Annotated in this window: 26 protein-coding genes and 2 pseudogenes; 12 read left to right on the top strand and 16 right to left on the bottom strand. The window is 46.5% G+C overall.

Annotated elements, in window-relative coordinates:
* Positions 1-9 precede the first annotated feature (9 nt).
* The gene (locus tag VNK96_04600) at positions 10-780 is read right to left on the bottom strand and encodes an SUMF1/EgtB/PvdO family nonheme iron enzyme (protein ID HWP30993.1); all 771 of its coding nucleotides are present in this window, start codon (positions 778-780) and stop codon (positions 10-12) included.
* Between VNK96_04600 and VNK96_04595 the strand changes: the two genes are divergently transcribed.
* Together VNK96_04595 and VNK96_04590 are read left to right on the top strand one after the other, a co-directional pair.
* Entirely contained in the window at positions 758-1705 is a 948-nt protein-coding gene (locus VNK96_04595) for an FAD:protein FMN transferase (protein ID HWP30992.1), read from the top strand. The genes VNK96_04600 and VNK96_04595 overlap by 23 nt on opposite strands.
* A gap of 60 nt (positions 1706-1765) precedes the next feature.
* Positions 1766-2503 (top strand): ThuA domain-containing protein, encoded by a 738-nt coding sequence (locus tag VNK96_04590; GenBank protein ID HWP30991.1) that lies wholly within the window; start codon positions 1766-1768, stop codon positions 2501-2503.
* A 166-nt stretch (positions 2504-2669) separates the two neighbouring features.
* Here VNK96_04590 and VNK96_04585 read toward each other — a convergent pair whose 3' ends face one another.
* Complete coding sequence (locus tag VNK96_04585) at positions 2670-3284, bottom strand: TetR/AcrR family transcriptional regulator (protein HWP30990.1); 615 nt, start codon at positions 3282-3284, stop codon at positions 2670-2672.
* A gap of 69 nt (positions 3285-3353) precedes the next feature.
* Here VNK96_04585 and VNK96_04580 point away from each other — a divergent pair, with 69 nt between their 5' ends.
* The 3 genes and pseudogenes from VNK96_04580 (at position 3354) to VNK96_04570 (ending at position 4547) form a co-directional block, all read left to right on the top strand.
* Complete coding sequence (locus VNK96_04580; GenBank protein HWP30989.1) at positions 3354-3596, top strand: hypothetical protein; 243 nt, start codon at positions 3354-3356, stop codon at positions 3594-3596.
* A 12-nt stretch (positions 3597-3608) separates the two neighbouring features.
* Positions 3609-3905: pseudogene (locus VNK96_04575) on the top strand (redoxin domain-containing protein).
* Between the two features lie 75 nt (positions 3906-3980).
* Complete coding sequence (locus VNK96_04570; protein HWP30988.1) at positions 3981-4547, top strand: redoxin domain-containing protein; 567 nt, start codon at positions 3981-3983, stop codon at positions 4545-4547.
* 153 nt (positions 4548-4700) lie between these two features.
* Here VNK96_04570 and VNK96_04565 read toward each other — a convergent pair whose 3' ends face one another.
* From VNK96_04565 to murA, 5 genes and pseudogenes are all read right to left on the bottom strand, one after another.
* Positions 4701-5150, bottom strand: coding sequence for an S-layer homology domain-containing protein (locus tag VNK96_04565; GenBank protein ID HWP30987.1), 450 nt, complete (start codon positions 5148-5150; stop codon positions 4701-4703).
* Positions 5151-5318: 168 nt separating this feature from the next.
* Positions 5319-5615 (bottom strand): annotated as a pseudogene (locus VNK96_04560) (TlpA disulfide reductase family protein).
* A 12-nt stretch (positions 5616-5627) separates the two neighbouring features.
* A complete protein-coding gene (locus VNK96_04555) occupies positions 5628-6413 on the bottom strand; it encodes a hypothetical protein (protein HWP30986.1) in 786 nt (261 codons plus the stop codon).
* Positions 6414-6465: 52 nt separating this feature from the next.
* Positions 6466-7464, bottom strand: a complete 999-nt coding sequence (locus VNK96_04550; GenBank protein HWP30985.1) for a rod shape-determining protein — start codon at positions 7462-7464, stop codon at positions 6466-6468.
* A 1-nt stretch (position 7465) separates the two neighbouring features.
* A complete protein-coding gene (gene murA / locus VNK96_04545) occupies positions 7466-8743 on the bottom strand; it encodes a UDP-N-acetylglucosamine 1-carboxyvinyltransferase (protein HWP30984.1) in 1278 nt (425 codons plus the stop codon).
* A gap of 202 nt (positions 8744-8945) precedes the next feature.
* On the opposite strand from murA, the gene VNK96_04540 reads away from it, so the two are divergent.
* Entirely contained in the window at positions 8946-9164 is a 219-nt protein-coding gene (locus tag VNK96_04540; GenBank protein HWP30983.1) for a hypothetical protein, read from the top strand.
* Positions 9158-10027 (top strand): hypothetical protein, encoded by an 870-nt coding sequence (locus tag VNK96_04535; protein ID HWP30982.1) that lies wholly within the window; start codon positions 9158-9160, stop codon positions 10025-10027. Before VNK96_04540 ends, VNK96_04535 begins: the two co-directional genes overlap by 7 nt.
* A 34-nt stretch (positions 10028-10061) precedes the next feature.
* On the opposite strand, the gene VNK96_04530 is transcribed toward VNK96_04535, so the two are convergent.
* From VNK96_04530 to VNK96_04500, 7 genes are read right to left on the bottom strand one after another with little or no spacing between them, the layout of a single operon-like run.
* A complete protein-coding gene (locus tag VNK96_04530; GenBank protein HWP30981.1) occupies positions 10062-10745 on the bottom strand; it encodes a hypothetical protein in 684 nt (227 codons plus the stop codon).
* Positions 10746-10791: 46 nt separating this feature from the next.
* Positions 10792-11430, bottom strand: coding sequence for a type II secretion system protein (locus tag VNK96_04525; GenBank protein ID HWP30980.1), 639 nt, complete (start codon positions 11428-11430; stop codon positions 10792-10794).
* Between the two features lie 30 nt (positions 11431-11460).
* A complete protein-coding gene (locus VNK96_04520; protein ID HWP30979.1) occupies positions 11461-12087 on the bottom strand; it encodes a hypothetical protein in 627 nt (208 codons plus the stop codon).
* Between the two features lie 25 nt (positions 12088-12112).
* The gene (locus tag VNK96_04515; protein ID HWP30978.1) at positions 12113-12466 is read right to left on the bottom strand and encodes a hypothetical protein; all 354 of its coding nucleotides are present in this window, start codon (positions 12464-12466) and stop codon (positions 12113-12115) included.
* Positions 12467-12502: 36 nt separating this feature from the next.
* The gene (locus VNK96_04510; protein HWP30977.1) at positions 12503-13123 is read right to left on the bottom strand and encodes a type II secretion system protein; all 621 of its coding nucleotides are present in this window, start codon (positions 13121-13123) and stop codon (positions 12503-12505) included.
* Positions 13120-13341 (bottom strand): hypothetical protein, encoded by a 222-nt coding sequence (locus VNK96_04505; GenBank protein ID HWP30976.1) that lies wholly within the window; start codon positions 13339-13341, stop codon positions 13120-13122. The genes VNK96_04510 and VNK96_04505 overlap by 4 nt, the downstream gene beginning before the upstream one ends.
* Before the next feature lie 51 nt (positions 13342-13392).
* A complete protein-coding gene (locus tag VNK96_04500; protein ID HWP30975.1) occupies positions 13393-13686 on the bottom strand; it encodes a hypothetical protein in 294 nt (97 codons plus the stop codon).
* 619 nt (positions 13687-14305) lie between these two features.
* On the opposite strand from VNK96_04500, the gene purL reads away from it, so the two are divergent.
* The gene (purL, locus tag VNK96_04495) at positions 14306-16723 is read left to right on the top strand and encodes a phosphoribosylformylglycinamidine synthase subunit PurL (protein HWP30974.1); all 2418 of its coding nucleotides are present in this window, start codon (positions 14306-14308) and stop codon (positions 16721-16723) included.
* 5 nt (positions 16724-16728) lie between these two features.
* The gene (locus VNK96_04490; protein HWP30973.1) at positions 16729-17223 is read left to right on the top strand and encodes a hypothetical protein; all 495 of its coding nucleotides are present in this window, start codon (positions 16729-16731) and stop codon (positions 17221-17223) included.
* Between the two features lie 151 nt (positions 17224-17374).
* On the opposite strand, the gene VNK96_04485 is transcribed toward VNK96_04490, so the two are convergent.
* The gene (locus VNK96_04485) at positions 17375-17773 is read right to left on the bottom strand and encodes a YbaN family protein (GenBank protein HWP30972.1); all 399 of its coding nucleotides are present in this window, start codon (positions 17771-17773) and stop codon (positions 17375-17377) included.
* Positions 17774-17811: 38 nt separating this feature from the next.
* Positions 17812-18030 (bottom strand): S4 domain-containing protein YaaA, encoded by a 219-nt coding sequence (gene yaaA / locus VNK96_04480; GenBank protein HWP30971.1) that lies wholly within the window; start codon positions 18028-18030, stop codon positions 17812-17814.
* A gap of 78 nt (positions 18031-18108) precedes the next feature.
* Between yaaA and VNK96_04475 the strand changes: the two genes are divergently transcribed.
* Genes VNK96_04475 through VNK96_04465 form a run of 3 tightly spaced genes read left to right on the top strand, consistent with a single transcriptional unit; the run spans position 18109 to position 23257 of the window.
* Positions 18109-20973, top strand: coding sequence for a hypothetical protein (locus VNK96_04475; protein ID HWP30970.1), 2865 nt, complete (start codon positions 18109-18111; stop codon positions 20971-20973).
* Positions 20974-21867: a hypothetical protein gene (locus VNK96_04470; GenBank protein HWP30969.1), complete on the top strand. Its 894-nt coding sequence runs from the start codon at positions 20974-20976 to the stop codon at positions 21865-21867.
* Positions 21842-23257, top strand: coding sequence for a hypothetical protein (locus VNK96_04465; protein ID HWP30968.1), 1416 nt, complete (start codon positions 21842-21844; stop codon positions 23255-23257). Before VNK96_04470 ends, VNK96_04465 begins: the two co-directional genes overlap by 26 nt.
* Positions 23258-23358: the final 101 nt, after the last annotated feature.

The raw sequence follows: 23358 nt of genomic DNA, 5'->3' as shown, positions 1-23358 counted from the left end.
AAGCATATCCTATTTATCTTGGCAAACGATGCGAAAACCGGCAAAAGGTGCATCGGAAAGCCACCATTTGCTTTTAGGATTTTGCGGGTCGGTTTGATTCCATTTCGGAGTCTGATAGGCTCTCGTAGAGAAGCCGATGTTTGTTTGTTTGTCCAAAAACGAACCACCGCAAAGAACTGGCTTTCCATCGACATCTTTTGCCCATTCTGCGGCGTTACCTAACATATCGAAAAATCCCCAATTGTTCGGCTTCTTCTTGCCGACGGGATGGGTTTTGCTCATGGAGTTTTCCCATACCCATGCATAATCGAGAAGGTTCGACATCGAAGAACTTTTTTCTCCGGCGCGAGCAGCGTATTCCCATTCGAATTCCGTAGGGAGCCTATAGTGTTTGTTCGTTTTTTTTGAAAGCCAAGCGCAGAATTGTTCTGCCGCATCATAGGTCATCGAAATTGCAGGATAACCCGAATGACCGAAGCCACGGTCTGGTGCACCATAAGGCTTGCTCGGTCTCGATTCGGCATCTATTCCTTTCGCACGTTCTTCAGCAGTGAGGTCTAAACGATAAAGCCAAATATCGTAAACGTCCCAAGTGATTTCTGTTTCGCTGAAATAGATATTTTTGATAGAATATTTTTTCTTGTTTATCGTAATCTCGCCATCAGGAACGCGACGCATGCGAAAAGAACTCAGCGTAGAGGGAATCTTTTCTTCGAAGATATCGAGAGAAGCTTGCTGCGGCGTTAGGTTTAAAAAAATGAAAAGAGCAGTGATGTGCATCGCGTTGTCCGTTATGTTGTTCGTTTTACCCTTTGCTGGGTTCGGAAAGGGTCGAGAAGTTAGACGATTCGCGTACAGTCAAGTGCATATGGGGGTTCGGGTCGATTTAATATTATATGCGGAAGAAGAGTCTCGAGCGGAGCGAGCGGCTCGAGCGGCTTTTGCGAGGTTTGCCGAACTCGATGCCATCATGAGCGATTATCGCGTGGATAGCGAACTTTCTCGGCTCTCTTCGATGTCGGGAAAGGGAAAAATAAAAGTCAGCGAGGATTTATTTCGAGTTTTGGAATTTGCCCAAAAAGTCTCGCGATTTTCAGAGGGGGGTTTCGATGTTACGTGCGGTCCTGTCGTTTCGCTGTGGCGAGAAGCGCGGAAGGCGAAAAAATTGCCTAACCGCAATGCTTTACAAAAAGCCCTCTCGAAAACAGGATGGAAAAAGATGGCATTGGATAAGCAAACTTCGACGGTAGAATTAAAAACAATAGGCATGAAATTGGATTTGGGGGGGATTGCGAAAGGCTATGCATGCGACGAGGCTTTGTTCGAATTGAAAAAGCATGGAATAAAGATTGCTTTAGTCGAGGCAGGGGGGGATATCGCCGTTTCTCAGCCGCCCCCTGGTGAGAAAGGATGGCGAATTGTCATTCGTGGCTTTCATCGCAAGCCCCTATTTTTGTCGAATTGCGGGATTTCCACTTCGGGGGATATTTATCAATTCGTAGAAATCAACGGAAAACGGTATTCCCACATCGTAGACCCGAGAACGGGGCTCGGTTTGACGAACCGACTGCAAGTTACCGTGATTGCAAAAAATGCAATGACGAGCGATAGTTTAGCAACGGCTTTGTGTGTGTTGGGAGAAAAAGAAGGAAAGAAATTGGCAAAAACCTTCGGGGCGAAGGCATTTTTCGCCAAACCAAAATAATATATTTCCTCTCAAGAATTGTAGGAAACGCACAACCGGCTCGCTGGTAAAATGCTTCCGATGAACTTGTTGCTTTTCGCTCTTTTGGTTTATCCTGCTTTCGCTTTTGTAGAATCCACCTTATCAGCACCCGAAGATGTTGCGATAAACGTACTCGTTTTTTCCAAAACAGCAGGATATAGACACGAATCTATTCCTGATGGACAAGGAATGATTCTCGAGCTTTGCGCAAAGGAAGGTCATAGCGTTGCGTTTACCGAGGATGCGAGTTGGTTTTCTGATGAAACACTCAAAAACTTCGATGTCGTCATTTTTCTCAATACGACGGGGGACGTGTTGAATCCCTCGCAAGAACGTGCTTTCGAATCGTTTATCAAACGGGGGGGTGGATTTATAGGGATACACTCTGCGAGCGATACGGAATACGAGTGGAAGTTTTACGGGAGGTTGGTAGGTGCTTATTTCAAAATACATCCCGAAATTCAAGAAGCGGACGTTCACATCGAAGATCCGAATCATCCGACCATGAGCGCTCTGCCGAAAGTTTGGCGAAGAAAGGACGAATGGTACAACTTTCGAGCGAATCCTCGAAGCGAGGTTCACGTGTTAGCGACGGTAAACGAAAAGAGTTATCGAGGCGGGGAAATGGGAAACGACCACCCGATTATCTGGTGTCAAGATTTCGAGGGGGGGCGAAGTTGGTATTGTGCAATGGGACATACCAAGGAAACATTTCGAGAGCCGCTATTCATGGATATGCTCCGACGCGCGATTCTCTGGGCAGCGCGGAAAATTTAAAATGTCCCAACACTCCCGCAGTTGACTGTGATTGCTTACTTTGCTTGTGTTGCTTTGTGATGCCTCAACTGCTCCTGCAGTTGAGGCTATTAAGCGCTCTTGAACCTCAACTGTTCTTGTTTGTTGAAACACATCGATTGAGTTTTTTAAATAAGATGTGATTTGCTCAAAGTTTTCTATGAGCGGGCTTTTCATCGAGTGTGTACTCTCTCCAAAGGTTTTTAACGCTATTTGCTTTTTCTCGTAAAAGGGAAGGTGAATCGTATGCGCGGCATAAAACTAATAAACCTAAAAGGTAACTCATAGTGTTTTCTGCCAGTTCTTCGATCGGTGCTTCTGGGAATAAATCGTATTCTTGTATCGCATCCTCGAAAGTGCGTTCGAATTCTTCACGAATATCGGTGATGAGGCTTAGGAGTTTATTTCTCAATTCCTCGGGCAGAAAAGGTGTCTCTGCAGACCAAGTGACGAGAAGCGTGTCCTCGCTTCCAGAATGTAGCCGCTCGGCGAGTTTCGAAAAAAAAGCGGGGATTCGCTCTTTCGCCCGTATTTTGTTGTGAAAAATCTCAGGCATTAGTCCTGTTCTGAGTTCTTGGACATATTCGTCCAGAACCGCTACACCCAAGGCGACTTTCGACGGAAAAAAATGGTAGAAACTGCTTTTTCCGACTCCTGCCTCTTGCATAATTTCGTCCACTCCAGCCCCGACATAGCCTTTATTAGCCATAATTCGCGTCGCTGCTGATAGAATCCGCTCTTTTGTCTCTTTTCCTTTTGCCATTTTTTGTACCAATCGCTACATATACCTCTTTTTCCACGACAAGAACTATGAGCGAATATAATCTATCTCATGAAAGTTTTCAAAACGTCCCTTCTCGTTTTGGCTCTAACGGCAATACTCGTTGGTGCACCACCCTTTCAGGATTTCAAGCGAGAACGCTCGGGCGAGAATGCGAAACTCAAGGACGCTCTCGAGGGGAAACCTCCTCCTGCTCTGAAGGCGAAAGAGTGGGTCAATCTCACCGGCGATGCCCCGACTTGGAAATCTTTGAAGGGAAAAGTGGTTTTGCTCGACTTTTGGGCATGGTGGTGAGGGCCCTGCAAGGCGTCGGTGCCGCATCTCAAAGAGTTGCTCCGACGCTACCGAGACCAAGGTTTGGTCTTGATTGGGATTCATTGCGACCCCGATTCGGAGAAAATGAAGCAGGTCGTGAAAGAACTCGGAATCACCTGGCTAATAGCGCAGGATGGAGACCGGAAACTGATGGATGCTTTCCATGCCGATTCCTTCCCGGATTACTATCTCATCGATAGAGAGGGAAATCTGAGGTTCGCGGACATTGCGAATCAAGAAGTGGACCGCGCTGTGGAAATGCTGATCAAAGAAAAGCCAAAGCAATGACTCATCTATAGGCTTAGGGTTGATATTTCCCGTTATAGGGAACTTTTCACTCCGGTCGAATCGGTACAATAAACCATGAAGAAAGGACTGCTCGCTTCGCTGTTTGTGCCATTGTTTATTTCAGCCTTTGTTCTTGCGGGAAACTCGCAAGAACAAAGGATTTTTTTGCCTGAGGGTTCTGTAGCCCCCACTTTTTCGGGCAAGGCGCAGGATGGACGCGAGATTTCCCTCGATAAGATGCTTAAAAAGGGCCCTGTTTTCGTGCTCTTTTGGAAAGAAGTATGCCCGCATAATCCGCGCGCATCGAAACTCTACAATGCGCTGTACGAAGCGTATAAAGACAAAGTGCAATTCGTAGGCATCGTATGGACTTCTCCAGAAAAAATTGCGGAATGGGCAAAGGGATTTCAAGTTCAATATCCTCTGCTCCCCGATCCTGAGAAGAAGTTGGTCAAGGCATACGAGATGCGCTTTTCGGTTGTTGCGGTCGAAATCGGCAAAGACGGAAAAATCGCTCAGGTGTTTCCCGGATATGGAAAGGAGACGCTCGAGAATTTGAATCGCGCATTTGCGAAGGCTGCTGGGGTCGAAGTCGCAAATGTAGATTTGAGCAAGGCTCCTCCACGCCAGACTTTCGGTTGAGCGTTTTAAATCCCCCTCGGTTCGAGGGTTCATAAGTTAGGGTTTTGCGCTTTGCGCAAAATCCCTTTTCTTTCTTTGGAGATTCAGATGTTCCCACAAAGTGGGTAAGTCTAAGATATTCTCTTTCGATGCTCTAATGCAGAAAATAAATCATTATTTTGATTTTTCCGATTGAAAACACCATGCAATGCGCTTAGCGATTTGGGAAAGAGCAATCGAAAGCATATCCGGCGTGATCGCATCCTTAGGCCCATGAAAAATCGGTGAATAATAGGGGAGGAATCCTTCTTCCGCCAAACGTATCATCGCAGTTTGCGAACCGTCTTCTTTTCGCCCTCGAATTTTTTGCGTATTGATTTTTTTCTTTATCGGTTGACGAAGGAAAGAGCGACGGATGTCCGTAACGAATTTGTCCATGACGACGGCGAATTCATATCGCGTAACCGGTTTCTCGCCTTGGAACGGCTTCCCCTTCCCGGGGGGGAATAATCCCATATTCGTCAGTCTTTCCACGGAACCAGCCGCCCAATGGTCTCGCGGGATATCCGAGTATCCAGCCACTTGAATGGCTATCGAAACTGCTGCTAAACAATAGGTGAGCATATTTGGTCTCCTAAATGATATTTACGAAGTATATCATGGTTTTGTCGTAGATTGTTGTTTATCATAGGAGAGGGCTATACGGAAAAGTATGGTTGTGGTGAATCTATTCAACCATTGTGTTGATTCTAAGGCGTTCTCGCAGGTCTTGCCATCAGCACTCGATAGGACTCACTCAATGCCTAACTTCTTCAACGCAGTTTTTATAGTTTCGATATTGGTGGTAATGAAGCGGTCTGCAATTTTTCCGTTCGAGTCGATGATAAATACTGTAGCAAAAGTGCGAACACCATAAGCGATCTCGAACTGAATATCTGCGCTAAAACTCATTATGGTTGGAAACGTATACTTCCCTTCATCGTAGAATCGTTTTACATTCTGTGACAGTCCACCTATGTGGACTCCTACGATTTTCAATCCTTTTTTCTCTAAACGCGAATGCAATTTTTGTAAGTGAGGAAACTCCTCCTTACAAGGCTTTCAACCATAACCCCAAAAGTATAAGAGGATACATTTGCTCGTTCTTATTGCATCTGCGAGTTTGAACTCTTTTCCGTCAAAGGTTTTTGCTGTAAAAAATGGTGCATCTGCTCCAATGGGTAGTAGGCTTTGTGTGCTTGAAAAAGGCTTTGCGTCATCGGGAATTATCCAAGTGAATTCTCCCGGTTTCAAAACAGGGTTAATTTCCAAGCGTTCGAATTCAGATACGACTTTGAGAATAATATGCTTATATATCGTTTCGGTTCTCAACAGCATACCGGTTTCGCTGTCGAAGAAAAAAGTGGTTTCCGGTAATTTGTCTTTTTCAATATGTTCTCTGATAAAAACAACGTTCACCGAGTAACAAATTCTGTTGTTGACTTTAGAAGGTTTTTTAGGGCTCGAGAGGATTTCGTATTTTATTTCAGGATTTGTAAACGCCTCGAGACCAGTTATAGAGTGGATAAAGCGATCCGACGTTTGCTGTACTTGATATTCTTTCGTTATTGCATTGTAAAACCAATTATTCTTTTCGTCACTAACATCGATTCCGTTAAGGTTTCCTTTGTACCATGTTTTTATAAATTCTAAATTCGGTTTTTTGTATTTGAATTCTTTTATAAATGTAACTTTGCCATCAGGACTTATCCTTGTGAACATACACCTGCCAGAAAGGGTTTGTGCTCTCAAAAGTTTTTCTCTAAAATTCCTGTAAAGCTCTTCCCCCTTTCCTTGAATTTCTTGAGGAATGAAAAGAAGACTAGCGCCTACGATTAAACTTATCATACATATCTCCTCTTTAGTGGATACGACTTTATTATTTATTATACGTCACTGTTTACGCTGTGGCGGATTTTTGCATAGCCGGTAAGGTCTCGAGGGCGCGACCCGTGCCAATCGCGACGCAATGCAAGGCGTTTTCTGCTACTCGCACAGGGATATCCGTAATGGAAGCCAATAACCTGTCTATTCCGCGAAGAAGTCCGCCGCCTCCCGTCACCACGATTCCCCTCTCGATAATATCGCTGCTCAATTCCGGAGGTGTCTGTTCTAATACCGTACAAACCTTCTCTGTAATTGCGCGCAATGGGTCCGAAAGCGATTCCCTAATTTCTTCGCTTGTAATCTCGATGGTTCTCGGTAAACCCGCCATCAAATCGCGCCCACGGACTTCTAACCTCAACTCTTGCGGAAGCGGGAAGGCAGAACCGATTTTCCATTTGATTTCCTCGGCAGTTCTTTCACCGATCATCAGATTGTACGCATTTCGTAGATGACGAGCGATGGCTTCGTCGAATTTGTTCCCGCCGACGCGAAGGCTCTCCGCAATTACGAGCCCCCCCAAAGAGATGACGGCGATATCAGTCGTCCCCCCCCCTATGTCTACGACCATGTTTCCGCCTGGCGAGGAAATAGGAAGCCCTGCACCGATCGCAGCCGCCATTGGCTCTTCGATCGTGAAAACTTCTCCCGCGCCTGCTTCACGAGCCGCTTGAAGAACCGCCCTTCTCTCTACATTCGTGCAACCACTCGGAACGCATATCATCAATTTCGGGCGAAAAAGACGATGACGACCGCACACCCTGTCAATGATGAATTCCAGCATTTTGAGCGTATGCGTGTAATCGGCAATCACACCGTCTTGCAAAGGGCGAATGGCGACGATACTTCCTGGCGTTCGCCCGATCATTTCACGCGCCGCTTCCCCTACCGCTAAAACTTTTTTCGTTTGCGTGTTGTAAGCGACGACCGTGGGTTCTTCTAAAACGATTCCCTCTCCGCGTTTATAAACTAAGATATTCGAAGTGCCTAAATCTATTCCGAGCTCCGCACTCATTTTAAACATGCTGCGTCACCTTGCTTTCTTTTTCCGATACACGCTCGATTTTCGCTCCTAATTTGCGTAAGGAAACTTCGATGCTTTCGTAACCTCTGTCGATGTGCTCTACGTTGCGAACAATGGTTTTTCCCCTCGCAGAGAGTCCGGCGATCACCAAAGCCGCCCCTGCGCGCAAATCGGAAGCCTCCACGACCGTTCCCTCGAGATGGTCGACGCCGGTGATGATGCAAGTCCTGCCTTCGAGGCGGATTTTTGCTCCCATGCGGTTGAGTTCCGCAATGTGTCCGATACGGCTTTCGTAAATCGTTTCTTCTACTGTACTCACTCCGTGTGCCTTTGCCAGAACAGCGCACATCGGCTGTTGCAAATCGGTCGGAAATCCCGGATAGGGCATCGTTTTGACATTTACCGCTTGCAGAAAACGATTTCCTTTGACTCTCACCCAATCCGGTCCTTCTTCGATACCGACGCCTGCCTCTTTCAGTTTGCTGATTACGGGAGCTTGATGTTCGGGAAGGATTCCGCTTACGGTGACGTCCCCCCCCGTAGCCGCTCCTGCCAAGAGAAAAGTTCCCGCTTGCATTCTATCCGCAGGAATCGTGAACTCCCCCCCCTTCAGCGAAGTTACCCCTTGAATCGTAATCGTGCTCGAACCTGCTCCCTCGATTCGTGCGCCCAAGCGGTTGAGAAAATCTGCTAAAACAACGACTTCGGGCTCCATGGCTGCGTTCTTTATCGTCGTGCATCCTTCCGCTAACACCGCCGCTGCCATCAAGTGTTGTGTCGCTCCAGCGCTTGGGAAGTCCAAATAAATTTCCGTCCCTTTTAGTCCGTTCGTTCGCGCTTCGTAAAACCCTCCGTTCAATTCGATTTGTGCGCCGAGAAGCGATAATCCTTTGAGGTGAAAATCTACCGGACGCGCGCCGATTCGGCACCCCCCCGGTTGAGGCAAACGCGCACGACCCATTCGCGCTAAAAGCGGGCCTAAAAGATAGAAAGAAGTACGAATCGAGCGCACGAGGTCGGGGTCGGGTTCGTAACTTTTCAAAGAAGGCACGAAACGAATCGTCTCGCCCTTCTTTTGGACTTTGACTCCCAAACGCTCGAGCAGTCGGAGTTTGGTGTGGATGTCCGTAATATTGGGAACGCGCGTGAGAGTTATGGGTTGGTCGGTCAAAAAAACGGAAGAAAGAATGGCTAAGGCTGCGTTTTTGCTTCCTTTGACCTCGACGGTTCCTGCGAGTTCCCTACCACCAGTGATTTCAAAAACGTTCAACTTTTTCCTCCATCCTTGAAGGATATTTCCATCCATCCAGAAATATATCCAACTTTTGCCAAATTTTCTACCCTTTTCTTATAGTTACCCAAGCGGAGACCCAACGTTTCAGTGGTTATACCCCGTTTTCGAAAATCTAATCTAAACGTAGGTGCGCCGTAAGGCGCGACCCTAAACGCTCCTGACATTCATAATTCAAACGATGCGGCGATACAACAGCGAAGGGGTTAGGCGCGAAGACCTTTTGCGCGCGATTCGAAACCCTCGACAGGTTTGCCTCGCACGAGAGATAGACCGATGCATGCTTTGTCGCTCTCCTAAAGTGAATTTGGTAGGACTTTGCGAGGGATGTTTCGCGAATTTAACGGAGCAGGAAGTGGAAGCGGCTCGTCCGTGGTTAGAAGGCAAACTTTCATGCTGAATGTTTTTCTCGCTATTCTTTTCTTGGCAGTTGTTTTCTCGGTTTTGTTTGTCTTTTTGAAAAGGCGCAAGAGCAAACATCAGCCCCCCCTCGTGCGCAGCGAATATTGGATTTACACCTCTGCTGAAAATCTTCCATCGGATAAAGAATTGATGGAGCGGCTTCTTGCGCGCAATCCCCATCGCAAAGGGGGGGTGCCTATAGGAGCCAAAGAAGGTTTGACGTTCAGCGACATTCGTTTTCATATCGGTTTTGCCAAGAGAGAGCAAAACGCTATGATGTTTCGACCGGAAATTCTTTGCGAAACGGATGCAGAAATTCCATCGGACATCGCTTCCGTTTTAGAAAAGACGAACGCGGCGATTCGAGTTACATTCATTTCTGAAGACACACCCATTAAAGACACTTCCTACCTGCAATTCGTCACGCATTGCGTAGATGCATTGGCGGAGATAACGAATGCGCCTTTGATTTATGATGTCGAAGCGCAAAAGTTTTGGAAGCGAGAGGATTTATATAACGAACTGCAGAGAAATTCGCGAGGAGACCGTTTCGATTTACATGTCGTAATCCATTGGGTTGAGACGACGGATGCGGGTTGGGCATTCACGCGTGGAATGGCGAAAGTCGGCCTTCCGGATATCGAATTCGGACCCGTTCCCTTAGACCACAAAACGATAGCCCTTTATTTGGTGGAGGGAGCGGCGAGGGAATGCTGGAAGAAGCCGAACTTGGAGACTATGACAGTAGAAGGGTTCGGAGAATCGTTTCGGATCGAATTCGGGGAGGCGATACCGAATTCGAAAACGCATCGTTCCTGGGTCGCTTCGATGAGGGCCGTGAGGAAGATAAAAATGACTTGAAAAATCAGGACTCAATAACGGACGTTTTCAATATTCAATGTGTTGCTTCTTCGCGTTTCCTTCTTCCACTGCTCTCAGCGATTTCCTTTTTGAGAGCGAGATACATTTGAGCCAATTCATCCCACGTATAGAACTTTCTTGTTAAATCTTTTCCTTCTACTTCCACGATTCCTCGAAGGCCAGTTTTTTCGAGTCGTTCCTTATATTTTAAAGTCGTATCAGCGTAGAACTGCATCTTTTCTTGACCACGCGGATACGGCTTTCCTGCTGGCCACTCGGTAAAAAGAGCCCATAAATAGAGAAAGCGCGTGAGATTTAAGGTTTTTATTCCTTTTTCAGTTATCATTACAAATGAGTTTAGATACGTTGTTCTTCCATCTGGGTGTTGATATTTCTGCGTCATGTTCAATCCACCTTGTATCGTGAACGTGAGAACTTCTACTTGCCCAACAGGGCGAAACCCCTTCAAATGAGGTTTGACGAATTCATCGAAAAACCTCTGCAGTTTATCTTCGGATAAGTTAGCGAGTTCTTTTTCTTCGTCAGAAACATAAGACATGAGCGTTCCCGCATCGAAGTTTTGCATTGCTTGCAAAACACGACGCGCCGCTTGGTCAAGAGTTTCTTGAAAGAAGAAATGTTTAATGATGAGCACTGCTGCCACGACGACCACGATTGCGGCGACAGATAAGACGACAACTTTTTTTTTGTTTATCATGTCACACTTTCCTCATTATCGAGATACGAAACTTGTCCTATATGCTTTATTCGGGGGGGTCGGAATACCACCGCAGATTATCCGCTCCTGCATATCCCATTCCATAACGATTTACGACCTGCCCAGAAATCAAGACCGAAAGACCGCGCTTATAAATGTAGGGCGCACCCATGATGGTCCCGGGGGGATTGCAGTAAGGGTCTATAAATAAAACTGCGTTTTCACGATAAGTCGCCAGGTAATCGTGGAACTCGTACAGATTTCCTGAGCCTGGCTTCATCAACGCAGGCTCGTATTCTGGAGCGACATAGGTAATCCAGCCTATTACGCCACATCGAAAAGTATCGAATATGGTTTGGTCAGCACCGCAAGGGCTCGGCAAGAAGTTCGCATCAGCACCGTAATGGTCTAACCGGTAAAACTCGTAATACCTTAGGGGGGGGAGCGCCAAACCGTAATACGCATTGGGTGAATCGTATCGAGCATAGCCTTCACCACCGTAGTCAGTACGATAGAGAGAAACCGCCACACCGAGTTGATGCAACTTCGCTATCGAGGAGCGTATTTCTGCCGAGCGTTTCATTCTATTGAAAACAGGCGTGAGAAGTCCTGCTAACGCGATGATAATCAAAATAGAAACAATCACTTCGACCAATGTGAAGCCGGAGTTCGTTTTCTTTTTCATGGTTTTCCTCTTTGGAAAAATTCGTAAGTGTTACTTTGGACTTGCAATCTTTTCATAACGCCTTATCAATTCTTCCCAGGTAAAGAATTTTGATGGGCCACTTATGGGCTGCTGCACAACTCCATTAAGCCCGGAAGTTTTCAAAGAAGAAAGTTCTTTTGAAATTTTCTCCGCATACAATTTTGCAGCATTTTTTCCGGTACGAGGAAGACTCTCTGGCCAATCCAAGTATAGCGATGCGAAGAAAATAGTATTTGTTAGATTGACTGCTTTAATTCCTTCATCGGTCATTGCCACAGTTATTGTAATGGATTTTTCTCTTCCGTCAGGGTGCCGATAACCCTGTGTAAGAGATAAAGAGTGGAATACTTCGGAAATTTCTATGATTGGTGCTCCATCCCTTTGAAAACCTTGAAATCCCTTGTTAAAAAAGCTATTTAAAAATCTCTGCAGATTTTCTTCGTTCAATCCTGCGAGGTTCTTCTCTTCATTGGATAAATATCGCATGAGTAATCTTGCGTCTTTTTTTTCTATGCCGAGCAGAACCTTCTCGGCAACCTGTAAGAGTGTTTCCCTTGAAAAAAGAAGCCATAACAAGTAACCTCCTACCCCCAGCAGGCTAACGAGTACAATGATGACGAGTTTTCTACGGCTCATTATATCACCTTATATCTCGTAAAGTTCATCCACCGCAGTCTCCATTGTTTCCGCAATAAAGACCCATTTGGGTGTTGAGATACACGCATTTAGGCTTCCACTCGTTATTGATACAGACATACCATCCCATATATTGTTTGCATTTTAGTTCGCCCCTTGGCCATTCTTCTTTGCAACAAGACCATGGTGGTGATGAATTCGTTCCATTTCCAGGGTCTTCGACCTGACAATTGATGGTATAAGCTCCGCAAGGATGTGCTGGTGGCACACTGCCACATGCAGGAGGAATCTGAGAATATAATCGAATGAAACAGGGAATGATTATAACTACGATGAAAAGAATCAAGCTCATCGTTTTTTTCATTTTTATACTCATCATTTTTTTCTCCTTTTTATGTCTTTTTGTCTAGAAAAATTATTCAGGCGGTTCGGAGTAGAAAAAAAGGAAAGCCGCGTTCCCTTTTTTATATCGGTTGACTAGTTGTCCAGAAAGTAGAACCGCGAGCCCGCGTTTACTCGTCCATGGACTCCCGATGACAGTTCCGGGGGGATTACAATACATATCAAGAAACGCCACCGCATTTTCACGATACGTTGCCAAATAGTCTCTATAATAAACATCATTTGAGCGAAGAGCTTCAGGACTGTAGCAAAGTCCAGCAGCGTAAGTTATTAAACCGAAATGACCGCCTATGCCCGTGTCGAATATCGTTTTGTCGGCTCCACAGGGACTTTTCCAAAATTCTAAATCAAGACCGAACTTGCGTGGGTCCCACCAGTACGACCATGGAGGTAAACCCAAAGCATAAAAGGCGTAGGGAGTATCGTAGCGCGCATAACCTTCCCCCCCGTAATCTTGTCGGTAAATGGATAGAACCAAATGAAGTTGTTTTAAACGACTCAATGAATCTTGAATTGCGAAATTTCTTTTGACTCTCTGAAATACAGGCATGAGAAGCCCCGCTAACGCGATGATAATCAAAACCGAGACGATTACTTCTATTAATGTGAAGCCGGAGTTCGTTTTCTTTTTCATAGTTTTCCTCTCTTGAAGAATTCGTCAGCGCTTTCGTTTTCTTTGGGAATATCAATAATTGTCCCTTCGGGTGAAACGAGAGCGAGTTGGGGGGCGAAGTCAATCATTTCTTTCGGAACGTATTTGCCCGTCCAATCACAAAGGATGAGAATTAAGTCGGGTTTCTTTTTATACAGGTCGGGGGCATTTCGGAATTCATCGCGGATGACAATAATCACCGGTCGCAATGCTATTTTTTTCAGTCTCTCGACGAGAGCCTGTTTGTCTCCTCATGGACTGCAGCTCATGGAAAACACGAACAGGTTGCGGTCTTTCGGGATTTTGTATCCTTGAACGTCTTTGGATGGCAGGTTCACACGTTTGCCTAAAAGGTCTTTACGCCATTCCGGACCTTGGGAAGGGTTTGCTCCTGCGAATGGGTCATAACCGAATGCCACGAGGTTAGGGAGCCAAACGGGCGAAGAAAGAATAACGAAAACGAACCCCACTACCACCCACGCAGGCAGTTTTGCCTCCCGAAGCGCTGTGTCCGTCCCCACATTCGAATTTTCAGGACTCTCCATCAAGAAATCCTCCTCGTATTTTCAGGATAACAAAGAAAATCCGTTCTGTCAAGGGGGAAAGGCTAAAAAAAAAAACTTAAAAAATCCAGTATAAATACTTGGATTTTAGCATTGGAAATCCAACATAGTAGAAGTTCTCGAGTCAGCATTTGGGGTTAGGAAAATCGGTTCCCCTTGCGCTAGCAGGGGGAACCTTACGGAGGGGGTCATAAAAAATAAAGAAAATCGGTTCCCCCTGAAACTCAGGGGGAACCTTACGGAGGGGGTTTTATCAATTCATAAGCAAACGTTCCCAAAATAGAGTTTTGGGAACGAGAGATATATGAGAAAGCTAAAGCTTCATAACAGAAGTGTCGAGGCATAAAAAAACGGGTAACAGAACCCATCTAAGCATAAAAGCCTCAACAGCAGGAGCTGTTGAGGCATACAGTCGATGCAGAGAATGTAAATTTCCGTAGATATTTCACCCCCTTCTTAGAGGTTCCCCCTTCGCTTCGCTCGAAGTGGAAGCGGTATGTTTTATAGATCCACGATTTCAGCTTTAGGGGCAAAGAATAAAAGATTAAGAACTTTCGAAGCCTAAAAGCCGTTCCCTCCTTTCGGGCATACTATAACCACCATGCATGAAGCCGTTAAGCCTCCGCTTTATAGGGAAATGGGGCTATCCGAGGATGAGTACAAAACGATTCTCCGCGAATTGGGGAGAGAGCCGACCCTTACAGAGCTCGGCATGTTCGGCGTCCTTTGGAGCGAACACTGCTCGTATAAATCGAGCAAACCCATCCTGAAGTTCTTCAAAAACTATCAGCGCGCGAGCGAAATCGGGGTGCTGGAGAATGCCGGGGTCATAGATATCGGTGACGGAATCGGGGTTGCCTTCAAAGTCGAAAGTCACAATCATCCTTCTGCGGTCGAACCCTTCCAAGGTGCTGCGACAGGCGTGGGGGGGATTATTCGAGACGTGTTATCTATGGGCGCGCGGCCTATTGCCTGTTTGGATTCTTTACGATTCGGAGACATAACACGACCTGAAAACAATTTGGATAGAAGACTGTTCGACCAAGTCGTGCAAGGCATAGGAAATTATGGAAATTGCATCGGCGTCCCCACCGTAGCAGGCGAGGTGCATTTTCACCCGAAGTATTCGGGCAGTCCAGTCGTGAACGCGATGTGCATCGGGCTCGTTTCGCTCGATAAAATTGCATCCTCGATTGCAAAAGGTGTTGGCAATTCTGTTGTGTATTTGGGAAGCGCGACAGGGAGAGACGGCATTCACGGCGCTACTTTTGCGAGCGAAGTTTTGGGTGAGGACAGCGAAGAAAAACGACCGAACGTTCAAATCGGTGACCCTTTCGCGGGGAAGTTGCTCGTCGAAGCGACTTTGGAAGCCTTAGCGACCGGTGCTATCGTTTCCATTCAAGACATGGGAGCGGCAGGTCTTACCTGTTCTACATGCGAAATGTCCGCTCGCGGGGGGGTAGGCATGGAAATCGATTTGGACAAAGTTCCTCTTCGTGATTCGACGATGAATGCATACGAAATTATGCTGAGCGAAAGCCAAGAGCGCATGCTCGCAGTGGTCGAAAAAGGTCGAGAGGAAGAGGTTATCGGCATTTTCCGTAAATGGGGCTTGCCAGCAGTCGTGATAGGCGAAGTTACGAATACCAAACGCGTCGTAGTCAAGAAAAATGGACAAGTCGAAGCGGATATCCCTGCCGATTTCATCGTCAATGGATGCCCTACGGTTTTTCTCGACGCAGACGAACCGGAAATCGTTCAAAAAGCGGCGAAGTGGTCGCCTTCTTCGCTTCCTGAGCCGGCTTCGTACGAAAAGGCGTTACTCGCATTGCTTTCGAGTCCGAACATCGCCGCGAAAAATTGGGTTTTCGAACAGTACGATACGTCGGTGCAAACGCGAACGACTTTAGGACCGGGGAAGGGCGACGCTGCGGTTTTGTTTCTGCGAGAGAATTCGAAGGGAATCGTTGCGAAAATAGACGGAAACGGTGTTTGGACGAATGCGAATCCTTACTTGGGGGGGCAACTCGCGCTTTTGGAAGCGGCTCGAAATGTCGCATGTGCGGGGGGGATGCCTCTTGCGGCGACGGATTGTCTCAATTTCGGAGACCCGAACGACCCTAAAGTCTATTATCAATTCCGTGAAGCGGTTCGAGGGATTGCGGATGCTTCCGAAAAATTGGGAATACCCATCGTGAGCGGTAATGTGAGTTTTTATAACGAAACGCAGGATGGCGCAATCCTGCCTACTCCTACGGTAGGCGTGGTTGGCGTTATCGAAAATGCAAAGAAGCGAACCCCCATCGGATTCCCCAACGGAATAGGCTATATCTATATAGCCGGATGCTATGGACGTGGCGCGCGTCAGGAGGGTTTAGGAGCGAGTGAATATCTTCGAGTGATACATGGCATCGAAGACGGTTCTCCAGAAACCCCCGATTTAGAAGGCGAGGCAGCGTTCATTCGATTTTTGGTTCACGCCATCGAACAAGGGTTGTTCGTTTGTGCTCACGACATTTCAGAGGGGGGGGTCGCCGTCGCGCTCGCCGAAATGTGTTGCCTGGGAGAAGCGGGTTGTTTCGCGCTGATTGACCCGCAAGAGCATTTTCAGCGTCATATTCTCGCTCCGCTTTTGGAACGCATGGCAAGAGGAAAACTCACGTCGGACGATACGATTCAACGCGCTATTTTGGATTCGGAAATGCAGTTCAATCCGTGGACTTATTCCGAACGAAGAGACGCGCATTTATTCGGTGAACTCTCCGGTCGTGCATTGTTCGGGGTTAGCGCAGACGGATTACGAAGAGGAAATCTCGAGAAGATCTTCGATTTAGCGAGCGAATATGGCATTTTCGTGCATTGCCTCGGAACTTATGATTCCTCTCGCACATCTTTTCAAATCGTTGCACCTTCGCAAAGCCTGCTGGAAATCGAATTAGAAAAATTACGAGAAGCGTATTTCAATGCAATTCCTGCGATTATGGAACAAATGCAATCGCAAATTGGTCTCAAACTTTAAAGCCTATGTTTTCGTTCACAGAGCATGTTGATGTCTTGACGACACCGGAAGCCGCATTTTTAGCCGTTGCAGATTTAATGCAACAAGGACATTATCTTCCCTCTACCGTAAAACAAATCAAGGAAATCGAACCGAGACCGCATAGTCCCGTCGAACAGTTTCTACCCGGACAAAAGATCGCTTTCGAATGGAATGGAAAGCACTATGAACTCGTTACTGCAGAGGTGAGCAATTGGTCCGGCGCAGAGGCAAGAATATTGCAAAGACCCGTGCACCCGATTTACGGAGAAAAATTCGAATGGCGACTCGCAGAACTTACACCCGGAATGATTCGTATCGAACTGACGTTTTCTGCGAATTACTCTGGATTAGATAAATTGACGAAAGGACGAGAGATGCGGAAATTCTGGCGCGAAGCGCTGGAAAGACTGAAAACCTATTTGCAAGAGCATTTCTCTTTTGCGAAAGATGACACATTCGCACCGAAGGTGAAGAAATAATTTTTATTCTTTGATGACATAAACGGCGTTTTTAGAGTTTTCTCGTTCCAAAACTCTGTTTGGGAACTTCATTTTATGCCTCAACAGCTCCTGCTGTTGAGGCTTCCAAACTTAGAAGCTCTGCTAACTTTCCATGCCAAAAGACATTGTTTTATTTCCTCGTTCCCAAACTCTCTTTGGGAACGTTCATTGTTTCTCGATAAGTTCGTAGTGTAAGTAAATACAATGTCAGAAACATCCCTAACACGAACAATAACATTCGCAACCAGAGTTCCGATAAACAAATCATCGAAATCCCTAAAGAAATCCAAAGAGTGAAAATTGCCAAGATTTTATGCTTTCGCGAAATGCTTTTATGCTCTTGCCAATTTTTGAGTGCGTCTCCTAAGAGTGGATTCGCAAGGAGACGATTCTCCCAATAAGGGGAGCTTCTTCCGAAACAAAACAAAGAAAGAACCAAGAATATCGTCGTCGGCATGAGGGGAACAAACATCCCCACAAAGCCGAGTCCTGCGAAAAAGAATCCTGCAACAAGAAATAACGAGCGCATGAAAAGTAAGTTATTTTAGAAAGCGCACCCATGCAGTTTTATTCTTTTCCCGCGATTTCCAACACTTCAGCAAACCCTTCGACGCGAACGACGTCTCCCGGGCGCAATTTTCTTCCCCTCCGTTGCTCTCTCTCGCCATTCACGGTAACTCGATTCTTTTCGAGGAAGATTTTCGCTTGACCACCCGAAGAGACGAAATGAAGTTTCTTGAGAAGTTGTCCTAATTCGATAAACTCACCCTCGATAGGAATTCGCATGTGCTTCTATTGTAATCTTATATCCGGTTTATGTCCTGCGAACAGGCAGGGAAGCGCCATCCGTCCAACTTTTGCGTTATGTCAATGGCTCACGTGATGAAAGTTTTAGTCCTTATTCTTTTGAGTTGTGCCTTCTCTTTCGCCCTTTCCTATGAGATTCGTCCACCGAAATCTGCGATTGTCATCCAGTTGACCGGCAAAGAAAGGAATTTCGAAGAAATTACGAAATTAGCAGAAAAAATCGTTCGAAGAGAGGTCGAAGCGATGGACAACGCTGCTCGACCCTACTGGCAGAAGCGTATCGAACTCGGTTTGACTCCACCGGGTTCTCTTTTTATTCTTCCGCGCATTGCTGTCGTGAAGGATGCTTCTGGGAAGTTTTTAAAGAGCGCGACATTTTCTTCGAGCAAACGAGGTTCATTAACTTTGGAATTCCCAGACCAAGGCAACGACCCTGGTCCGTTCCCCGACGCTTACAAACAATTGCTACAAGAAACATTCGACACTTTCGAACCAGTTTTAGATACATTTTTCGGAATGCCTTTTCAAGGGGGGGTCGTCAAAGTATATAATAAAGACGCTGTAATCGGTGACCGCGATGCAGTTGCGGGGGGGATTTATTTCCCGGATGATGGAAGCGGCAATCCAGCGATATGGTTTCCTGTTTATAACGCTAAAGAAACCGCTGTAGTAAATTTTTTGCACTGTTTGTATCACGCTTACGTAGGACCTGCGGCTTTTCAATACGACGCATGGTCGGAAGGACTCGCTCGCGCGACTACGATGGAAACATGTCGTCTCAATCGTTCCATATTGCAGGGAATGGGTTTGGATTTAGAAACGCTCGATTTGGTCATTTCGAATACTTACGATAATAGTTTTTTATATTCTTGGTACAATCAGCCCCCTTTAGGTAATCCGACTTTTATCGCACCGAATTTGAAAGACGGGGATTTGCCGCCCGGCGGCTCGTTGGGGGGGATTTTCCTGATGCGATACCGTCAAGCAGGCACAGCTTGGGCGAAATTTTTTGCAGAATACTCACCGGGGTTTTTCGCTTCCTTTCTCGAAGATTATTACACTGCATTTATAAATAATCCTGCAATTTCGGGAGATATTCCTGCGCTCGTTTCTCTTATGCAAAACGCAATGGATGAAGTAAAAGGAACAGGAGCGAAAATCGAAGAGCAGCCCTTCGCAGATTGGGTTCGTAGACAATATATTTTGGATACGACCGTCAGTCTCGGCAGGAAGATGTTCGTCGAATCCATTCCCATTATCTTTGGTTTGAGTGGAAACGATTTCGGAGTTTTTGCAATCTGGACGAGTTATTACGAAACGTATCCTGGGGGGGAAGAACAACTCCTTTCAGGAACGAGTTTTCCTATTTATTGGGATTCCGTTTTTTCGAGAATGTTTCTTACGGGGCAAGACGATCGCGTAGATTTCGCGGCGGGCTTCGGCTCGGTGACTCCGAATTTACTGGATATTTTCGGGGGGGTATATTATAAAGCCACGGTCGAGTTGCCGCTCGGTGAGAACATCGCGAGAACGATTCTGCCGGCAGGGGCGATCGCCACGTCGAAAAACCCTATTCCCAATAATTTTTATGGAACGGTCGTCGGTTTCGATGGTTTCGTAACAGGGGGGGATGGTTCGATAGGCGGCTTCGTGCGCATTACGATACCGGGAAAAACCCCGATATCTGTGCCCCTTCGCAACGGTGCGTTCGGCATGAAACTCCCTGATGACTACTTTTCCAATCCGGCAACGGGAGTCAATATCCCTCGGCATGCGAAAATCGAAGTGATTTTGAAAAACTTCGACTCGGGAAATGAAACGGTTCTAAAAACTATTTTTGTGAATACGTGGGGAACATCCCTCGGTCTAACGATTTTCGCGGACACGGACGAAGCGAACGAAGAGGATTCCGAGGGAACTTATCAGTTTCCAGGAGGATTGAGGGGGGGCGTTCAAATGATAGGCTTTCCCGTGAGACCTTTCGTTACGGATATGGCGCAAATCTTGGGGCTGAATCCGCTCGAAACTTTGGTCGCGCGATGGAGACAGGATTTGTTGAAATACGATATGTATCCGAATATCCCCCCCTTCGATTACGGAAGAGGTTATTACATCCGAATGCCTTCCGATGTTCCGAATTTTACCATTTTCGGAGCGAAACCCGGAAAACAACCGCTCAGCGTTCCGATGCAGGTGGGATGGAATCAAATTACGAATCCCTTCGATGCGGAAATCACTTTTGCGAATATCTCTGTACAGAAAGCGACGGAAAGCGCTGTAGACATTCCCGATGCTATAGCGAAGGGTTGGATCGATACGGTGATGTTCAAATTTAATCCCGGTGCACCCGATTTATATAGCGGTGTGCCAGAGGGGGGGACACTCGTTCCTGCAGATAGCTTCTTTCCCGGGGAGGGAGTCTTCGTGAGAGTTCTCGCTACGGAAGGTGTTACGTTTACCTTTCGACCTGGCGCATTCGAAAGGAAAGAACGTTCGCATTTTCGCACGGACTTGCCTCATTGGATTGCGCGACTCTATTGGGAGGGATTGAATGTCGAAAAATCTGTCGTGGAAATCGGTTACAAACCCGGGGCGAATCCGGGATACGATATAGGGCTCGATGCTTTGCTTCCTCCAATATGGGGGGGCGCACTTCAAGCCCAATTAGGCGGGACTTCGCCTATGTTTCGCGATATTCGCGGCGATTCCGCAAAGGTTTGGAAAATCACTTTGACAGGGTTGCATGAAGGAAAAGCCTATTACCTGCGAAGCACATTTAAAATTTTTCAAGGTAGCGCACCTAAACTATTTCTATACGATTCCAACATGAAATTTCTCACGCGATTAGGAGACGGAACTTCTTATCTTTTCCTTCCGAAACAAAAGAAACAAGACTTTTACGTTGTTGCGGCGGATAAATAAATGATAAAGATATCGAGCCTATTTTGTATCGTATTAATTTTAACATTTGCAGTCTCCTGCGGAGGTGGGGGTAGCGGCGGTGGTGGTTCTGGAATCGCGGTAACGGGAAAAATCCTTTCTGTCTCGACGGGGGAAGGTCCCGACCCACCTGCCGTAGTGACTATTGGGGGGGCTTCTACCCAAACAGAACCTGGAACAGGAGAATTTTTGCTCTTCGTAGAACCTGGGGCGACGACTATGCTCGTCACGAGCGATTTCCCTCCCTTTACTTTTAATTTTCCAGCCATCACGCAAAGCACCGACTTAGGCGAATTCTGGATAGGGCCGCAAACGGTTACCGTGCAAGGAAGCACAGTAGATGTGAACACCACAGAGCCGATACCCGATGTAACCGTGAAATTCGCAGGAAGGATAGATTCGACCGATGAAAATGGCGAATTCACGCTTACAGAAGTCGCCTATGATGCAGAGAACTCATGGGTATTCGAAAGCATCGTAGGAAGAGCCGAGAAAGAAGGTTACATCCCGTCGAATTTCACGGCGAATCAAAACCCTATCAACGGGGTAATTACGCTTCCCCCAATTTTGATGGCGCCTTCGAACGACGAAAATCCTCCACCACCACCTTACAACCTTTGGGGAAACGTAACGACCAGCGATGGCGGAAGTCCAAATGGTGTGGAGGTCACTCTCGAATTGACTAACGGTACACCGATTCGCTTTACGACCGTGGGTGAAGATAACCGATACTACTTCTGGGTGGCTCCTAATGACTATATAATATTTTTCCATGACCCGAACGGCATTTACCGCGACGAAAACGTGCCTGTTACGGGATTCACCTCTCCCGACCAAATCGTTCAAATAGATGTACAACTTGATAAGAAACCCTAAAATCAGGACGACACTTGGGTTCGTTCTTTTCGCTTTAGCGACGCCTGCTTTCTTGGCGGGTGTGCGTTACCTTTTGAGCATAGACCCGTTTGCCCGCTACAGCGCTGCCTATGCGAATCCATTAGGTGCAGGAATCGGCTCCATCATTACGGATGCAAATGTAAAAGTTTTCGAAGGAAAAGAAAAAGTACTATCGTTCGATGTAGCGAGAATCGAAATCCACCGCAACCAACAGTATTTTCATTTAGAAAACGTTCACAACGGCGCAGTATGGGAAAAGGGGAAAGCAAAAGCGAAATTCCGCGCTGGAGAAGCGGTGTACGATGCAAGAAGGGAATTCGTCGAAGTTTTGGGGTCACCGAAACTCGTCTTTGAAGAAGGCGAACTAAGTGCTTCGATAGTCGAAATCTTTCGACAAGAGAAACGATTGGTTGCCTCTAAAGGTATTGATGGGACTTATAAAAAGGGAGAGGTTCACGCAGCGAGTTTGACTTATGATTGGGAAAATCGCCACGGTCTCGTAGAGAGTTTTTTATGGAAAGGTCCAATCGAACTTCGACAAGAAAAACAGGAAAAAACAGTCAAACGTCGGCAAATCCTCGTTAGAGGAGAACGCTTCGAATCTTTTTCGAACCCTGATAGGATTATCTATTACAACGCTGAAGCGATTGACCAAGACAGTTTGTTGAGGGCGAGAAAAATAACCCACGATAGAGAAAACGATGTCATCGTTGCAGAAGGGGAATGCGAATATCACGCACCCGATGCCTTCATGCTTGCTCCCAAAGTTACGATTTACAACAAAGAAAAACGCGCTGTAATTACTGGCGATGTTCGTTTGACGATAAAGCCGGAAAAGGAGAAGGGTCGCATACCGTCGAGTGCGTTACAGCCCGCAAAACCCGACTTGCCTCCTGGTGTAAAACCCACGGAGAAACTTTCGGAAGAAGAACAAAAGAAGACGGAGGAGGAATTGCGAAGTGGAAAGACCATACGCAAGTACCCCATAGTGATTACATGCCGCAACATCGAATACTTTTATCAGAAGGGTGCCAAACGAGCAATCATCACTGGTTCTCCGTTGGCGAGGCAGGAGTTGCGAAATAATGCTTGGCGCGAAATCACAGGACCTCGTGCGATTTATGAAGAGGAAAAAGAAATTCTCACCCTTATGAGTACCCCTGGACTGCGTGAAGTAGTGATGAAAAACAGTCTCGGCGACGAATTCCATGTGGAGACTTTGGTGATTTCTACGAAAGAAGGTGATGAACGCATAATAGGCTATGGCGCTGAGGGTTCTTTACGAGTTCGTGAAGAGGAATTGGGAGGAGAAAAAACTGGCACTAACAAAGAGGGGGTAGGCAAAGGTGGCGGGAACAAGAAAAAGTGAATTTTGCCCAACAGACGGTCAAAATAAGTCTTTTAAATATAATGTATCCCCTATAAAGGGGCGAATCTTCCAGAGGGCTTTCTGTCTCTATATTAAGTTGT

Source organism: Fimbriimonadales bacterium (assembly GCA_035559795.1).
Classification (GTDB): Bacteria; Armatimonadota; Fimbriimonadia; order Fimbriimonadales; family ATM1; genus DATMAR01.
This window is presented reverse-complemented; position numbering and strand designations above follow the sequence as displayed.

Bases quoted from the DNA above. Each gene is read 5' to 3' on its own strand.
- VNK96_04595 (HWP30992.1), top strand. From the start codon at position 758: ATGAAAAGAGCAGTGATGTGCATCGCGTTGTCCGTTATGTTGTTCGTT.
- VNK96_04600 (HWP30993.1), bottom strand. From the start codon at position 780: ATGCACATCACTGCTCTTTTCATTTTTTTAAACCTAACGCCGCAGCAA.
- VNK96_04590 (HWP30991.1), top strand. From the start codon at position 1,766: ATGAACTTGTTGCTTTTCGCTCTTTTGGTTTATCCTGCTTTCGCTTTT.
- VNK96_04585 (HWP30990.1), bottom strand. From the start codon at position 3,284: ATGGCAAAAGGAAAAGAGACAAAAGAGCGGATTCTATCAGCAGCGACG.
- VNK96_04580 (HWP30989.1), top strand. From the start codon at position 3,354: ATGAAAGTTTTCAAAACGTCCCTTCTCGTTTTGGCTCTAACGGCAATA.
- VNK96_04570 (HWP30988.1), top strand. From the start codon at position 3,981: ATGAAGAAAGGACTGCTCGCTTCGCTGTTTGTGCCATTGTTTATTTCA.
- VNK96_04565 (HWP30987.1), bottom strand. From the start codon at position 5,150: ATGCTCACCTATTGTTTAGCAGCAGTTTCGATAGCCATTCAAGTGGCT.
- VNK96_04555 (HWP30986.1), bottom strand. From the start codon at position 6,413: ATGATAAGTTTAATCGTAGGCGCTAGTCTTCTTTTCATTCCTCAAGAA.
- VNK96_04550 (HWP30985.1), bottom strand. From the start codon at position 7,464: ATGAGTGCGGAGCTCGGAATAGATTTAGGCACTTCGAATATCTTAGTT.
- VNK96_04540 (HWP30983.1), top strand. From the start codon at position 8,946: ATGCGGCGATACAACAGCGAAGGGGTTAGGCGCGAAGACCTTTTGCGC.
- VNK96_04535 (HWP30982.1), top strand. From the start codon at position 9,158: ATGCTGAATGTTTTTCTCGCTATTCTTTTCTTGGCAGTTGTTTTCTCG.
- VNK96_04530 (HWP30981.1), bottom strand. From the start codon at position 10,745: ATGATAAACAAAAAAAAAGTTGTCGTCTTATCTGTCGCCGCAATCGTG.
- VNK96_04525 (HWP30980.1), bottom strand. From the start codon at position 11,430: ATGAAAAAGAAAACGAACTCCGGCTTCACATTGGTCGAAGTGATTGTT.
- VNK96_04520 (HWP30979.1), bottom strand. From the start codon at position 12,087: ATGAGCCGTAGAAAACTCGTCATCATTGTACTCGTTAGCCTGCTGGGG.
- VNK96_04515 (HWP30978.1), bottom strand. From the start codon at position 12,466: ATGATGAGTATAAAAATGAAAAAAACGATGAGCTTGATTCTTTTCATC.
- VNK96_04510 (HWP30977.1), bottom strand. From the start codon at position 13,123: ATGAAAAAGAAAACGAACTCCGGCTTCACATTAATAGAAGTAATCGTC.
- VNK96_04500 (HWP30975.1), bottom strand. From the start codon at position 13,686: ATGGAGAGTCCTGAAAATTCGAATGTGGGGACGGACACAGCGCTTCGG.
- purL (HWP30974.1), top strand. From the start codon at position 14,306: ATGCATGAAGCCGTTAAGCCTCCGCTTTATAGGGAAATGGGGCTATCC.
- VNK96_04490 (HWP30973.1), top strand. From the start codon at position 16,729: ATGTTTTCGTTCACAGAGCATGTTGATGTCTTGACGACACCGGAAGCC.
- VNK96_04485 (HWP30972.1), bottom strand. From the start codon at position 17,773: ATGCGCTCGTTATTTCTTGTTGCAGGATTCTTTTTCGCAGGACTCGGC.
- yaaA (HWP30971.1), bottom strand. From the start codon at position 18,030: ATGCGAATTCCTATCGAGGGTGAGTTTATCGAATTAGGACAACTTCTC.
- VNK96_04475 (HWP30970.1), top strand. From the start codon at position 18,109: ATGTCAATGGCTCACGTGATGAAAGTTTTAGTCCTTATTCTTTTGAGT.
- VNK96_04470 (HWP30969.1), top strand. From the start codon at position 20,974: ATGATAAAGATATCGAGCCTATTTTGTATCGTATTAATTTTAACATTT.
- VNK96_04465 (HWP30968.1), top strand. From the start codon at position 21,842: ATGTACAACTTGATAAGAAACCCTAAAATCAGGACGACACTTGGGTTC.